Raw genomic sequence first — 14,035 nt, forward strand, 5'->3', positions numbered from 1 at the left:
TCCGGGAGACCTCGTTGACAGCCATGACGTGGGCTGGATGGCCCCGGTCTCCGCGTGAGGCGGCTCCTGCGCGCCGCGGAACTCGGGGTCACGACGGGTGCACCACCTGATGAGGCTGAAACGCACCCTCACACGCGCGTTGCACTGCCTTCACGTCTTGTGGTTCCCGGCTCAACCCAGCTCTCCGGGCAGGGGTCCTGCCAGTCCGCGTCGTTGGGTCTTTTTCTGGTGCGGGTGCGGGCCCCGTGCGCTCCTGGAGGCAGCCGCCTTGACAGAAACAGTACATGTGTTACAATTACGCCAGAAACATAATTCCAAAGGAGTTTACGCATTGTCTAGTTTCCTCGACCGACTGACCGTCGACGCCGCACTGGCCCTTGCGCCAGACAGCAGCAGCGCCAAAGCTGCCCAGAAACTCGCCCGGCCCGCCGGATGGCCCACGCTGGCCCAGGACGGCGACGTCCTGTGGGGCGAATGCCAGGGAAGCGGCGCCCACCCCTACCTCGTGGGAGTGGACACCCGAACGGCCGAGGTCGCCAGTAAATGCAGCTGTCCCAGCCGGAAATTTCCCTGCAAGCACGCCCTGGGACTGCTCCTGCTGCGCGCCGCGGCGGCCGGCGAGTGGAACACCGCCCCTCCACCTCCGGACCTGGCCAGATGGCTCGGTGGCCGCGTCGCCCGCGCCGAAAAAGCGCTCCCTCCCGAAGCTGAACCGGCCGACCCCGCTGCGCAGGCCAAGGCGCGGGCCAAAACCCAGGCGGCAAGGGACCGCAAGCGCACCGCCGGACTCGAAGAATTGCAGCTGTGGCTGAGTGACCTCATCCGCGAAGGCCTTCACGCCGCCCGCGCCCGCCCCTACAGTGACTGGGACCGGCAGGCGGCGCGGCAGATCGACGCGCAGCTTCCAGGCGTGGCCCGCCAGATCAGGCAGATACCTGAACTGCTGCACGACCAGACCGGCGAGGCGCTCACCGCTCACCTGGGACGGCTGTGGCTGCTCACCCAGGGCTGGCACCACCGGGACTCGCTGAGTGAAGTGGAACGCGCCGACCTCCTGACGGCCCTGGGCGCCCCACTTGACCGCGCCGCGCTGCCGCCGGCCGCGCCGCAGGTCTGGCAGGCTCTGGGCGCCGTTCATGAGGAGGACGGCAAGCTGACCGTACGCCGCACCTGGCTGCTGGGCGAAGGCCCTTCAGGGGCTGAAGTCCAGCTCGCCCTGCTGCTCGATTTCGCCCCCGCCGGGCAGGGGCTGCCGGCCCCACCCCCGCACGGCCAGGCCTTCACAGCGTCCGTCGCGTTTGCGCCGTCCGCCTGTGAACAGCGCGCCGTCGTTCAGGGTGAGGTCACCGCCGTGGACACGTCCCTGCCTTTTCCTGGCGGCACCCTGAGCGGCCTCCAGCGGCGGTATGCGGCGGCGCTCGCCCGGAATCCCTGGCTGGAACGGATCGGCGCGTTCGTGGGCCCGGCCTACGTCAATCTCGACCCGCCGCAACTGTGCGACGCTACGGGTGACGCGGTGCCTCTGAGCGGGCGCGTCGAGCCGGCCGACCTCTGGGCCATGCTGGCCCACGCGGAAACGGGCCTGCAGACCTACTTCGGCGAGTGGGACGGGCAGAGCTTTCTGCCTGTCGGAGCCGTCCCCGCCGGGGGGCCTGGCTCCACCCCAGCCGACGCCAGTTCAGCTCAACCGTCTGCCCGTGAGCCTGCCCCTGAGCCTGGGGTGCCTGCATGAGCCGTGACCTGCACCAGCTCGCGGTCGTCGCCACCCGCGGCACCAGTCGAATGGAACTTCCCGCTCCCTCTGGAGCGCTGAAAGAAGCCCTCTCCAGCGTGCCCGGCGATACGCCCGAAGCCCTGCTGCTGGGCCGGGCCGCTCTCCTCGGCCTGCATGCGCGCGCGGGCGCGCCACTTGTGCCCGCCGCCGCTCCACCACCCACGCTGCTGGCCGCCGCGGCGCGGCCGATCCCGGCGCCCCTGGCCGCACTTCTGCCGGCGCTTCACCGCACCGACCCGGAACTGGCGGCCCAGGCGCTGGGGACCGTGATGGCGCGCGGCTGGACCCTGAACGCCGCCCAGGTGCTGCGCCTGCACCACCTGGCCCCGGACCTGACGCGCCTGCTCTGGACGCTGGCGGATGTGCGCGCCCGAGCCACGCTGGACGCGCATCCTCTGCACCGACAAGCCCAGAAAGCCGAGGCAGACGCCGCCTGGACGGCGACCCTCGAAGGGCTGGCCGAGGCGCGCCGCACTGACCCTGAGCGGGCCGCGCAGCACCTGCAGGCGCTCTGGGTCAGTCAGCCGGCCGAGCAGCGCCGGGCACTGCTGGCCCTGGTGCGGCGCGACCTGCGGCCCGAAGACCGGCCTGTGCTGGACACAGCGACGCAAGACCGCTCGCACGACCTGCAGAAGCAGGCGCGGCAACTGCTCGGGCACCTGCGTGGTCCCTTGCAGGATGAACTGCTGACCGCGCTGACCCAGGCCGTCAAGGTGAGCGGACAGGCCAACAAGAAGATCACCTTCGGCGCGTTCGATCTCCCGCCGGCGCTGGGCCGACCCCGGGCCGGGCACGCCGACGACAGTGACCTTCACCGCCTGCTGGGCGCACTGCCCACCCCGCTGATCCTGGAGACCCTCCAGGTGAGCTGGCAGGCGCTCCTGAAAGCCGCGCGGGCGCACCACTGGTCGCTGCCCAACGAACTTCAGGAGCCCCCGGCATCCGCGCCGGATGCACTGGCCGTGCCCCCCACTGTGGCCCACGGCCGGCTGCGCGAACTCATCAAGCAGCCGACCGTGTCTGCGCGGACACTCTGGGCCGCGGTGTGTCCACTGCAGGATCTCGGGGACCTCATGGCCCAACCCGGAGACGTCCAGACCGCCCTGCTCGGGCGGACACTGGACCTGTTTCAGCGCGAAGGCACGACCTGGGAAACGACGCAACTGAGGGACGTCCTGGGACGCGGCCTCTGCCCTGACCTGACTGTTCCCATGCCCGCGCCCCGGCCGTTCGAGCTGCCGCCGCGCCCGACGAAGCTTCCATCGTGGCAGACCCCCGCCTCATGGGAGGACAGCCAGCGCCACGAACACGCCCGGCGCGAAGAGGCCGCCTTTGAGGCGTGGCGCGCCCTGACCCACAGCTTCCAGGTCCGCCGTCAGTGGCGCGACACCCTCGCGGCCCACGCTTAACCCGCTTCCCTTCACGAGCAGCATTCGTCTCAACCCAAGGAGAACCCCATGACCGCCACCACCCCCGAAGTCCTGCGCCAGCACGCGGAGCACGCCTACGCCCACGAACTCGCCGCTCTGGCCGAGCACGACCGGCACCCCCGCCCGCCCATGTGGAACCTCAGCCCCCGGGCCGTCCTGACGTACCTGATGGGCGGGCAGGCCGGCGAGACCGAGATCACGCCGAAATACGTGGGTGAGCCGCGGCTGATGGAAATCGCGGTGGCGACCCTCGCCACCGACCGGGCCCTGCTGCTCCTCGGCGTGCCCGGAACCGCCAAAAGCTGGGTGAGTGAGCACCTCGCCGCGGCCATCTCGGGCAACAGCACCCTGCTGGTGCAGGGCACAGCCGGCACCGACGAGAACGCCATCCGCTACGGCTGGAACTACGCGCGGCTGCTCGCCGAGGGCCCCAGCGAAGCCGCGCTTGTGAAAAGTCCAGTGATGCACGCCATGCGCCTGGGCAAGATCGCCCGCCTCGAGGAGCTGACCCGGGTGCAGAGTGACGTGCAGGACGCTCTGATCACCATTCTGTCCGAGAAGACGCTGCCGGTGCCCGAACTGAACACCGAGGTGCAGGCGGTCAGGGGCTTTAACCTGATCGCCACGGCCAACAACCGGGACAAGGGCGTCAACGACCTGTCCAGCGCCCTGAAACGCCGCTTCAACACGGTGATCCTGCCGGTGCCGGACAGCCTGGAGGACGAGCTGCTGATCGTGACGCGCCGGGTCGACGCCCTGGGCCGCAGCCTGGGTCTGCCCGACGCGCCCCCGGCCCTGGACGAGATCCGCCGCGTGGTGACGGTCTTCCGCGAACTCCGCGCCGGCGTGACCGAGGACGGCAAGACCAAACTCAAGTCGCCCAGCGGCAGCCTGAGTGTGGCCGAAGCCATCAGCGTGGTCACGAACGGACTGACCCTGGCCGCCCATTTCGGTGACGGCACCCTGAGCAGCCGCGACGTGGCCTCCAGTGTCATCGGCGCCGTGGTGAAAGACCCGGTGCAGGACCAGGCCGCGTGGAACGAATACCTGGAAACGACCATCAAGAAAAGGGCCGGCTGGAAGGAGTTCTATACGGCGTGCCGCGAGGTCAGCTGATGCCCCGCGACGCGCTGACCCGGGCCCTGAACGACCTGCATGTGGCTGGCGGGACCCAGAGCGACCTGTTCGGCGCCAAGGGCCGTGAGCAGCTCCTGAACCCCGTGAACAGCTCATGCCTGTCGGCCCGGCAACAGCTGGACACGGTGCAGAACCCGCACGCCATTGGCCCGGAAGGCAACACCCCGGACAAGTCCATGGGCTGGCCGGATCACCGGCCGGGTGAGGCGACGTGAACCTGCAACTCTACCCGGTCCGGCACCACGGCCCCGGTTCTGCGCGCAGCGTGGTGCGGGCCCTGGACGCCAACCCACCGGCCTCACTGCTGATCGAAGGCCCCGTGGACGCCGACAGCCTGATTCCTTTTCTGGGAGACGCGGCGCTCACGCCGCCGGTCGCGGTCATGGCGCACGTGCAGGGCCGCCCCGAGCGTTCCGTGTTCTACCCGCTGGCAGAATTCAGCCCCGAGTTTGCCGCGATTCGCTGGGCGCTGGCGCGTGGCGTGCCCGTCGCGTTTATGGATCTGCCCGCCAGCGTGACTCTGGCCGGGAGCGAAGCGGATGACCTCGGGGCGCCCGAAGAAACGGCCGCTGACCCAGACGCCGCGGCGCCCGCCACCGACCTGACGTCTGCAGAAGCAGTGCGCGCCGATCCCCTCGCCCTGCTCGCGCACGCCGCCGGGTACAGCGACTTCGAACGCTGGTGGGACGCGCTGGTCGAGTCGCGCGGGGAGGGTGAGGCCGTCTTCTCGGCCATCGCGGAGGTGATGACCGCGGTGCGTGAAGCTGAAGACGGGCACACGTCCGGGCAGGACCTGATCCGGGAGGCGCAGATGCGTCAGACCATCCGGGCGGCCCTGAAAAAAGGCAGTGTGGCGGTGGTGTGCGGGGCGTGGCACAGCCCCGCGCTGACGCCCGAGATGCTGGCCCGCGAGGCCAAAGCTGACCCGGCCCGCGTCAAAGGCCTGCCCAAAGCCAAGGTCGCGCTGACCATCACCCCCTGGACGCATGGCCGCCTCACGCAGGCCAGCGGCTACGGCGCGGGCGTCACTTCCCCAGGCTGGTACGCGCATCTGTACGGCACGTCCACGCAGGTGAGCGAGCGCTGGCTGACCCGCTCGGCCCGGCTGCTGCGCGCCCGCGGTCTGGACGCCTCGAGCGCCCAGGTCATCGACGCGGTTCGTCTTGCGGACGCCCTGGCCACCTTGCGCGGGCGGCACCTCGCCGGGCTGGATGAACTGACGGACGCCACGCGGGCGGTGTTCGCCTGGGACTCCGACACGCCGCTGCGCCTGCTCACCGAAGAACTGTTTGTGGGTGAAGCGCTCGGCGCGGTGCCCCCGGGCGTCCCGGCCGTACCGCTGGAGCAGGACCTGGCGGCCACCCTGACCCGGCTGCGCCTGAAGCGTGACCCCACCACCCGCGACATGACCCTCGACCTGCGCGAGGACGCCAGCCTAAGCCGCTCGCACCTGTTCCACCGCCTGAACCTGCTGCGTGTGCCGTGGGCAAAACAGTCGGCCGCCCGCGGCGCCGGCACGTTCAAGGAAGCGTGGACGCTGCGCTGGGACCCGGAATTCAGCGTCCGCATCGTGGAAGCGAGCCGCTACGGCAATACCCTCGTCCGCGCGGCGCACGGGGCAGCCCTCGCGCAGGCGCGCCAGGCACCGGACCTGGAGACGCTCTCCCGGCTGCTGGAACTCACGCGGCTGTGCGGCCTGCCCGGAGCCGCCGACTTCACGCTCGCCCGCCTGAATGCCCGGGCGGCCGACGCGGACACGGCGGCGTTGCTGCTGGCCCTCGCCCCGCTTGCCCGCCTGGCCCGGTACGGCGACGTGCGTCAGCGGGAGGGCGATGACCTCCGGCCGGTGTTCCGCACCCTGGTCACCCGCGCTGCCGCCGGCTTACCCAACGCCGCGCACGGCCTGGGCGAGGCGGCGGCGCAGACCCTCTACAGTCAGGTGGCGCAGGCCGACGCGGCCGTGCGCCTGCTCGACGATCCGGACGCCAGCGGAGAGTGGAGTGCTGCCCTGCACGCCCTGGACGCCGAAGGCACCGCGCCTCTGCTGCGAGGTGACGCCGTGAACCGCCTGCGTGACCGGGGCATCCTGAACGCCCAGCAGGTTCAGGCCCGCCTGGCCGCGGCGCTCGCCCCTGGATCGCCACCGCTGAACGTTGCCGCGTGGCTGGTGGGCTTTATCGGCGAGGACGGGCAGACCCTGCGTCACGATCCGGCGGTTCTTCCCCTGCTTGATGCGTGGGTCGTGACCCTGGACGGCGAAGCGTTTACCGAAGTGCTGCCGCCCCTGCGCCGGGCCCTGGCGCAACTTGAGCCGCACGCGCGCCGGAACCTGGGCGAAGCACTGCGGGGCCTGGAGAAGCCCGATACCGTGAAGGCCGTCAATGACGACCTGGGCGCCCAGGTGGTGCCGGTGGTCCTGCGGCTGTTGGGGGCGGACAAATCATGAACCGGCCCCCAAACATGACGGGTTCGTTCCTTGCCGCCGCCGCGCCCTGGCCTGTGGCGTGGACCGGACCGAAGGAGGACCGGCAACGTCCGCAGTGGCTGATGGACCAGCCCCGACGTCCGGCAGTGGCACAGGGTCAGGCCTGGGATCCGGGTTGCGGCTTGTGCGCCCCGTCCCCTGCGGATGGAGACGGCCTGACGCCCGGCGCGACGATACAGGCCACGCCCGGGCGCAGGGAAACTCGCCTGGACACCCTGGAAGGCCAGGATGACGGTCCGCCTCCCCAGGGCGTTGAAGGGCACACCATGGAGGAAGCGTGACAGGAGCAACAGAAGCGTTCGCAGAGCACCTTACGCCGGAGCTGGAACGGTTGCGCCGCTGGCGGCTGCTGCTGGGCGGCGAGACCGCGCGGGGCGAGAGTGCCGATGGCACCGGCTGCACGCTCGGTGAGCAGGACCGCCGCCTCGATGCCGCGCTGGCGTCGCTGTACGACGGCGCCCCCTTTGCCGTGCAGACGAGCAGACCGGAAAAAGGCCGCAAATCGCACCGCAACGTGGGCTTCGGCAAGAGTGCGCCGGTGGTGGCGGCGTGGCTGGGTGAGGTCCGGGAGCTCTTTGCGCAGTCGGCCGTGCAGGTGATGCAGCAGGACGCCGTCGACCGGCTCAACCTGTCCGCCCTGCTCCTGGAACCTGAATTGATGGAGCACCTGCAGCCTGACGTGCACCTGGCCGCCACCCTGATCAGCCTCAAAGACGCCATGCCGGACCAGGCCAAGGCGCTCGCGCGTCAGGTGGTCGCCAAGGTCGTGGCTGATCTTCAGTCGCGCCTCGCCGAGCCGCTGCGCAGCGCAGTGACGGGAAGCCTCAACCGCGCCCAGCGCAACCTGCGGCCACGCCAGAATGAAGTGGACTGGGGACGGACCCTGCTCAGGAACCTGCGCACCTACGACCCCGCGCGCCGCAGCGTGATTCCTGAACATCTGGTGGGCTACGGCCGCGCCCGGCGGCAGTTGAAGGCCGTGACCCTCTGTGTGGACCAGTCGGGCAGCATGGCGTCCAGCGTCGTGTACGCCGGTATTTTCGGTGCGGTGCTCGCCAGCCTGCCGGCCCTGAAGACAAACGTGGTGGTCTACGACACGGCCGTGGTGGACCTGACCGACCACCTGGCCGATCCGGTGGACGTTCTGTTCGGCGTGCAGCTTGGCGGTGGAAACGACACGCCCCTGGCCCTGCGGTACTGCCACGGCCTGCTCACCAACCCCGAAGAGCACACGTTCGTCCTGATCTCCGACCTGTACGAGGGATCGGGCAGCGCCGAAATGATCCGCCGTCTCAACGAATTCCGTGAGATGGGCGCCAGAGTGATCGTGCTGCTGGCCCTGGACGACGACGGCACGCCCAGTTACGACCATGACAACGCGGCCCGCCTGGCCACGTTGGGGATTCCGGTATTCGCCTGCACGCCAGAGTTCTTCCCCGACCTGATGGCCACCGCCCTGCAGGGCGGGGATATCGGAAGCTGGGCCGCCTCCCGCGGCATCGTGACCGCCCGCGCCAAGGAGAATGCACCGCCTGGGCCAGTAGACCACTGAAGGAGCCGGCGGCCGGCAAAGGGCGCAGGGCGGCCCACTGAAGGCCGGTGGGCGGCTTGTTCTGAAGCCTGCCGGGTGTGGCACCCCCCGCCAGGACGGTTCCTGCTACTTCCGGACAGACTGCCCGCCCCGTCCTTGTGGAGCGGCCAGCAGCGGTGACGACGGGGGAGAGGGCTGCGCCCACAGCCTTCCTCACGCTGGACAATTGGGGGAGGCCGGCGACGGTGCCAGAAGCAGCTCGCCAGAGCTGCGGCTCCTATGCAACGCGTCGCACCCAGCGGCGCAGCGACTGCCACCCCACTGAACGTACGGGGCGGTACCGTCCACCCCGATGCCGACCATCACGGTGACATCCGCGGTTCGGCAATTCCAGGACTCCTCCGGGAGGACCGGGCCAAATCGCGTGCCAGAACGTCGTTCACGCCAGGGTCGACACGTGCGCTGCGAAGTTAGTGCCGCTTGGCGACCACCTCTTCACGGCGGACAGTGGCACGCAAGCCCCCGTCACAGCACCAGGTCCCCTCCCAGCAACGTGAACAGGAACGCGCTGCCCTTACCTGGGATGCTTTCGACCCACAGGTGGCCGCCGTGCTGGTTCACGATTTTCTGACACACTGCCAGTCCGACCCCGGTGTCTTCATACTCGTCACGGTGGTGCAGGCGCCGGAACATCTCGAAAATCCGTTCCTGGTACTGCGGCCCGCTACCCAGGCCGTTGTCCTGCACCGTGAAGCGCCACTCGCCCTGTTTCCGCTCGGCCATCACCTGAACGTGCGGCGCGACCCCGGGGCGATGGTATTTCAGTCCTCTCCGGATGAGCCCAGATCGTCTCCAGGGAGGGGTCTTGAAACACAAGCAGTCCAGCGAAAACGAGATCCTCGATGTCGTCGCGCAGGTTGAGGGGCGCTGGTGTGGGCCGTGTGGCCGCGGAGGACTCGCTTTCGAGAAGCTGTCCACGCGCCGAGCTTGATGGGGTAAAACCACAGCGGACAGGGGTCAGGACGTGACGTGGTGCTCCAGACGACGCAGACTGCCCAACCAGTTTGCCTGGAGGGCGCGTGCAGCTGACTCTGTCTTTCCTGCGCGCAGGGCGCCGAGGATGGCGGCATGTTCGTGCAGTGACGCTTCCCCGCAGGACGCGGCGTTGAAGTACGCGAGTTCGATGCGGCGGAGCTTGCGTTTCAGCGCGCGCAAGGTCTGCTGAAGTTCACGGTTGCCGGACGCTGTGATCCAGATGTCGTGAAAGGCGGTGTCGGCCTCAACGGCTCCGCGGGCATCCCGGTGGTGCAGGGCCTCACGCAGCTGCATGTCGAGGTCGCGCAGGCGCTCCAGATCACCTTCGGTCAGATGTGGAACGGCAAGCTGTAACGCAAGCACCTCCAGCGCCTCCACGACGGGATACAGCTCGGCGGCCTGTTCGTCGCGCAGCGCGGCTACGCGCGTCCAGCGGTTCAGGGCCGTCTCGACGAGCCCTTCGTCTTCAAGCCGGCGCAGCGCTTCCCGCACGGGGGTCCGGCTGACGCCGAGTTGTGCGGCGATGTCCTGATCGCGCAGGGGCTCTCCAGGCGCGAGGGTGCCGTCGATGATCCAGGTGCTGAGCTGCCTGTAAACGTCCTCGCGGGCGAGCGAGCGGGTGTGTTTCGGGGCGGTGGGAGGGATTGGCATCCTTACTCCTCAGTTTACTTCCTGGCGTGTGACATATAATATATTACTGTGCCTGAGACGCTGACCGACCTGCTGGCGGCCCTGATCCGCCTGGACTCCACCAACCCCGCCCTGGTCCCCGGGGGTGCCGGCGAGGCGGTCATCGCTCGCTATGTCGTTCAGTGGCTCACCGAGCATGACATTCCCGCCGAACTTGACGAAGCCGCCCCCGGCCGCTTCAGCGTCATCGCCACGGTCAAAGGAACTGGTGGCGGCCGCACCCTGCTGCTCAACGCCCACCTCGACACCGTCGGCACTGAGGGCATGACTGCACCGTTTGACCCCGTGGTGCGCGGCGGCCGCATGTCCGGGCGCGGCGCCTACGACATGAAAAGTGGCCTCGCGGCCTGCCTGATGGCGCTCCTCGACGCCAAGGCGACCCCTCTGCGCGGCGACGTCATCCTGACCGCCGTCGCCGATGAGGAACACGCCAGCCTCGGCATGCAGTCCGTGCTGCGGCGCGTCACGGCCGACGCCGCCATCGTCACCGAACCCACCGAGCTGTGCGTCTGCGTGGCGCACAAGGGTTTTACCTGGCACGAGATCATCACCCATGGCCGCGCCGCCCACGGCTCCCGGCCCGACCTGGGCGTGGACGCCATCGCCCACATGGGCCGCGTCCTGGGGAAACTCGAAGGCCTCGGTCAGGCGCTGACAGCCCGGCCGGCACACCCTCTTCTGGGCCACGGCAGTCTGCACGCCTCCCTGATTACCGGCGGCCAGGAACTGTCGAGCTACCCCGAGCGCTGCACCCTGCAGGTCGAGCGCCGCACCCTGCCCGGCGAGACCCCTGAAGCGGTCACGCAGGAGATCGAGGCGCTGCTGACGGACCTGAAGGCCGACCCGACCTTCCACGCCGAGCACCGCGTCACACTTGCCCGCGACCCGTTCGGCGTCGCGCCGAACGCGCCCATCGTTCAGATCCTCCAGCGTGCAGCTGAGCAGCAGCTCGGCGCCCCGCCCGCCGTGATCGGCCAGACCTTCTGGATGGACTCCGCCTTCCTGGCCGCCGCAGGCATTCCCACCGTGGTGTTCGGCCCACGCGGTGGTGGCGCCCACGCCACCGAGGAGTGGGTGGACCTCGCCTCTGCCGAGCAGTGCCGGCAGATCCTGACCGCCACCCTCCGCGCGTTCTGCGCCTGAAAGGAACCCGATGACCATGGACACTGTGCGCACGTACTTCAAGCCGGCCCCCGCCATCACGGTGGCCACTCCGCCCGACCCCGCCCTGCTGGCGTTCCACCAGCGGCTGCCCGGCTACGCCCCCACCCCCCTGGTGCGCGCCCCCCAGCTCGCGCAGGCCCTGGGGGTCCGGGACGCCTGGGTCAAGGACGAAGCCAACCGGCTGGGCCTGCCCGCCTACAAGATTCTCGGGGCGTCCTGGGCGGTGTACCGCGAACTGGAGACCCGCTACGGGCCGTTCACGCCCTGGTCCACCCTGAAGGAGCTGCGTGCGCAGCTTCAAAAGCATCTGCCTCTCACGCTGGTGACCGCCACGGACGGCAATCATGGCCGCGCCGTGGCCCGCACCGCGCGCTGGCTGGGCCTTGAGGCGCACATCCTGGTCCCGGAGGACATGGTGCCCGCCCGCATCCAGGCCATCGAGGGGGAAGGCGCGCGGGTGGACGTTATCCACGGCACCTACGACGAGGCGGTCGCGGCCGCGGCCCGGCGCGCGGACGACCGGCACCTGGTGATCAGTGACACCGCCTGGGACGGGTACACCCGCGTGCCCGGCTGGGTGGTGGAAGGCTACGGCACCATTTTCCAGGAGATTGACCGGCAACTGGCGGAACAGGGAGGTCAGCAGCCGGATGTAGTCGCCGCGCAGATGGGCGTCGGCTCGCTGGCCATGGCGGTCGTGCAGCACTACCGCGCCCCAGGCCGCGAGACGCGGGTCGTCGGTGTCGAGCCCACCCACGCCGCGTGTGTGCTGCGCTCGCTGGAAGCGGGCGAGCTGACCGAGGTGCCGGGGCCGCACGTGTCGATCATGGCGGGGCTGAACTGCGGGAACACCTCCCCCCTCGCGTGGCCGTACCTGCAAGGTGGGCTGAGCGCGGCCGTCGCCATTTCCGACCGGCAGGCGGAAGACGCGATGCGCCTGCTGGCCCGGGACGGCGTGGTTTCAGGAGAAAGTGGCGCTGCCGGCGCGGGTGGCCTGCTGGCGCTGCTCACCGGCGACGGCGCGCATGCCACCCGCACGGCCGTGGGCCTGACACCGCACAGCACAGTGCTGGTCATTTCCACGGAAGGTGACACCGATCCGGAGGCGTATGCCCGAATCATCCAGGCCAGCACAAACCACGCTTGGCCCTGAGCGGACCACCGCCGCACTGGATCAACCTCGCCGGCCCACCAGCGATGAACTGGGTGCGCAGCGCGTCGCGTTCACCGGACCCTGGCAGGCCGCCCGCGACTTCCTGCGCGAGAAACTCACCGCCCTGCCCGTCACGGTGGATACTGATCCCTCAGGGAAGCTCTGGCCGACCCTGCCGGGCGAATCCGATCAGGAGGTGTGGAGCGGGGGAGACCTGGACAGCGTCCCGGACGGCGGCTGGCTTGACGGGTACCTGAACGTGTTTGCCGGGCGGGAAGTCCTGCGGCGCCTTCACGCGCAGAATGCCTGTCCCCCACCCGGTGACGCTGCGCCTGGCGGACTGGACAGACGAGGAGAGCCGCTTTGGTTTGGGGGCACGCTGTACGCCCCCAACGCCGGCCGCGACATGCTGGGCAACCTTCCACCGGAGAGCTTCTTCAGGCTCAAGGCGGGCGGGAATCACGGCAGGCCGCAGATTCTCCGCGCTGCCTCAGACCGACCTGCACATTGATCACGGTCCGCTCGCACCTGCCTGTGCCGCCTTGAACCCCGGCGCCAACCTGCGTTGACAGGAGGAGACGACTCACCGCCCTTGTTCAACCCCGGAGCCGTTCATGACCCACACGCTGCGCTGCCTACCCCGTCCGCGGCCCCTGCGCCGCCTGATGACACTCATCCTTACCCTGGTGGCCTGTACGGCCAGCGCCCAGACGCTGCGCGACCCCGCCGTGCCGTACGGCTCCTGGGGCGAAGCGGCCCGTGAAACTGCCGCCGCCCTTCAGGGCGTCACCCTGGTCAAAGCGCCCGGCGGGCAGTACCAGCCGGGCGACGCCGTCATCTACCTGGACGACGACAAACGCTACCGCGCTCATATTGTCAGCCTTCAGAACGGCCGCTACGAGGTGCACTACGACGGCTTCGGCCCCACCTGGGTCACGTACGCCGACGCTCAGGAGATTCTGGGCTACCAGCCCGGGGACCAGGGCAAAGCGTCCGTGGCGGCCACCCGCGGCTTCCGGGTCGGCGACGAGGTCCGCGCCCAGCGAGGCGGCAAGTGGTACGACGCCCGCATCGTTGCCGCGCAGGGCGGGCAGTTCAAGGTGCATTTCGACGGCGAGGGCGCCAGCGCGGACGCCTGGCTGACCGCCCGGAACCTGGCCTTCTTTCCGGGCGGTCCGCACGTCACTGCCCCGCTTAAACCTGGAAAATACGCCTGCAATACCCAGTCGTACGACACGGCCAGTCAGATGACGGTCTTCAACCCCAAGGGGAGCGTGGTCCTCTCGGCAAAGGGATCGTACCAGTACCTGGGGTTCCAGACGCCCAGCACCGGCACCTTCAAAACCGACAGTGCCTCCCGCACGGTCTCGTTCCAGGGCGGTCACCTGAGCGGGGGTGTGGCCACGCCGATGGTGCAGCGTCTGGGCCGCTTCTACCTCACCGCGCCGCGCATTGGCGAGCGCTGGGCCTGCGGCGCTTCCTGACACCGCCAGGGTCGTGGCCAGTGGAGCGAGGAGGGTGCTCAGCGGACAGAAGCGTCCAGGGCACTGGTTCCCTCTGGCCGTCCGCGTGGCTCACCGATTCACGTTGATGCGGCCGGAACGTTGAGGAACGACTCCTGCTGTGCGGAGGCTAC

At 69.5% G+C, this 14,035-nt stretch carries 12 protein-coding genes; 10 read left to right on the forward strand and 2 right to left on the reverse strand.

Annotation, left to right across the window (positions count from 1 at the left end; all coding sequences use genetic code 11):
• Positions 1 to 331 precede the first annotated feature (331 nt).
• The 6 genes from LAJ19_RS15970 to LAJ19_RS15995 all read left to right on the forward strand — a co-directional run bounded on the left by LAJ19_RS15970 (position 332) and on the right by LAJ19_RS15995 (position 8,378).
• Entirely contained in the window at positions 332 to 1,732 is a 1,401-nt protein-coding gene (locus LAJ19_RS15970) for an SWIM zinc finger family protein (protein WP_225523861.1), read from the forward strand.
• On the forward strand, positions 1,729 to 3,183 hold the full coding sequence (locus tag LAJ19_RS15975) for a DUF5691 domain-containing protein (protein ID WP_225523862.1): 1,455 nt from the start codon (positions 1,729 to 1,731) through the stop codon (positions 3,181 to 3,183). Before LAJ19_RS15970 ends, LAJ19_RS15975 begins: the two co-directional genes overlap by 4 nt.
• A gap of 48 nt (positions 3,184 to 3,231) precedes the next feature.
• Complete coding sequence (locus tag LAJ19_RS15980) at positions 3,232 to 4,320, forward strand: AAA family ATPase (protein ID WP_225523863.1); 1,089 nt, start codon at positions 3,232 to 3,234, stop codon at positions 4,318 to 4,320.
• Positions 4,320 to 4,556, forward strand: coding sequence for a hypothetical protein (locus LAJ19_RS15985; RefSeq protein ID WP_225523864.1), 237 nt, complete (start codon positions 4,320 to 4,322; stop codon positions 4,554 to 4,556). Before LAJ19_RS15980 ends, LAJ19_RS15985 begins: the two co-directional genes overlap by 1 nt.
• Entirely contained in the window at positions 4,553 to 6,787 is a 2,235-nt protein-coding gene (locus tag LAJ19_RS15990; RefSeq protein ID WP_225523865.1) for a DUF5682 family protein, read from the forward strand. The genes LAJ19_RS15985 and LAJ19_RS15990 overlap by 4 nt, the downstream gene beginning before the upstream one ends.
• Before the next feature lie 316 nt (positions 6,788 to 7,103).
• On the forward strand, positions 7,104 to 8,378 hold the full coding sequence (locus LAJ19_RS15995) for a VWA domain-containing protein (protein WP_225523866.1): 1,275 nt from the start codon (positions 7,104 to 7,106) through the stop codon (positions 8,376 to 8,378).
• Positions 8,379 to 8,882: 504 nt separating this feature from the next.
• Here the strand turns inward: LAJ19_RS15995 and LAJ19_RS16000 are convergent.
• Together LAJ19_RS16000 and LAJ19_RS16005 are read right to left on the reverse strand one after the other, a co-directional pair.
• Complete coding sequence (locus tag LAJ19_RS16000) at positions 8,883 to 9,362, reverse strand: sensor histidine kinase (RefSeq protein WP_349774852.1); 480 nt, start codon at positions 9,360 to 9,362, stop codon at positions 8,883 to 8,885.
• Positions 9,363 to 9,374: 12 nt separating this feature from the next.
• Complete coding sequence (locus LAJ19_RS16005) at positions 9,375 to 10,043, reverse strand: GntR family transcriptional regulator (RefSeq protein WP_225523868.1); 669 nt, start codon at positions 10,041 to 10,043, stop codon at positions 9,375 to 9,377.
• Positions 10,044 to 10,091: 48 nt separating this feature from the next.
• On the opposite strand from LAJ19_RS16005, the gene LAJ19_RS16010 reads away from it, so the two are divergent.
• From LAJ19_RS16010 to LAJ19_RS16025, 4 genes are all read left to right on the forward strand, one after another.
• Entirely contained in the window at positions 10,092 to 11,225 is a 1,134-nt protein-coding gene (locus LAJ19_RS16010) for an ArgE/DapE family deacylase (RefSeq protein WP_225523869.1), read from the forward strand.
• A 10-nt stretch (positions 11,226 to 11,235) separates the two neighbouring features.
• Positions 11,236 to 12,399, forward strand: a complete 1,164-nt coding sequence (locus tag LAJ19_RS16015) for a diaminopropionate ammonia-lyase (RefSeq protein ID WP_225523870.1) — start codon at positions 11,236 to 11,238, stop codon at positions 12,397 to 12,399.
• The gene (locus tag LAJ19_RS16020) at positions 12,356 to 12,910 is read left to right on the forward strand and encodes a hypothetical protein (protein ID WP_225523871.1); all 555 of its coding nucleotides are present in this window, start codon (positions 12,356 to 12,358) and stop codon (positions 12,908 to 12,910) included. The genes LAJ19_RS16015 and LAJ19_RS16020 overlap by 44 nt, the downstream gene beginning before the upstream one ends.
• Before the next feature lie 103 nt (positions 12,911 to 13,013).
• Entirely contained in the window at positions 13,014 to 13,883 is an 870-nt protein-coding gene (locus tag LAJ19_RS16025; protein WP_225523872.1) for an MBT domain-containing protein, read from the forward strand.
• Positions 13,884 to 14,035 lie beyond the last annotated feature (152 nt).

Origin of the sequence: Deinococcus taeanensis, from assembly GCF_020229735.1 — a bacterium.
Classification (GTDB): domain Bacteria; phylum Deinococcota; class Deinococci; order Deinococcales; family Deinococcaceae; genus Deinococcus; species Deinococcus taeanensis.

Coding starts and splice junctions, on each gene's coding strand:
- LAJ19_RS15975 (WP_225523862.1), top strand. CDS start 1,729: ATGAGCCGTGACCTGCACCAGCTCGCGGTCGTCGCCACCCGCGGCACC.
- LAJ19_RS16005 (WP_225523868.1), bottom strand. CDS start 10,043: ATGCCAATCCCTCCCACCGCCCCGAAACACACCCGCTCGCTCGCCCGC.
- LAJ19_RS16025 (WP_225523872.1), top strand. CDS start 13,014: ATGACCCACACGCTGCGCTGCCTACCCCGTCCGCGGCCCCTGCGCCGC.
- LAJ19_RS16020 (WP_225523871.1), top strand. CDS start 12,356: ATGCCCGAATCATCCAGGCCAGCACAAACCACGCTTGGCCCTGAGCGG.
- LAJ19_RS15980 (WP_225523863.1), top strand. CDS start 3,232: ATGACCGCCACCACCCCCGAAGTCCTGCGCCAGCACGCGGAGCACGCC.
- LAJ19_RS15985 (WP_225523864.1), top strand. CDS start 4,320: ATGCCCCGCGACGCGCTGACCCGGGCCCTGAACGACCTGCATGTGGCT.
- LAJ19_RS16015 (WP_225523870.1), top strand. CDS start 11,236: ATGACCATGGACACTGTGCGCACGTACTTCAAGCCGGCCCCCGCCATC.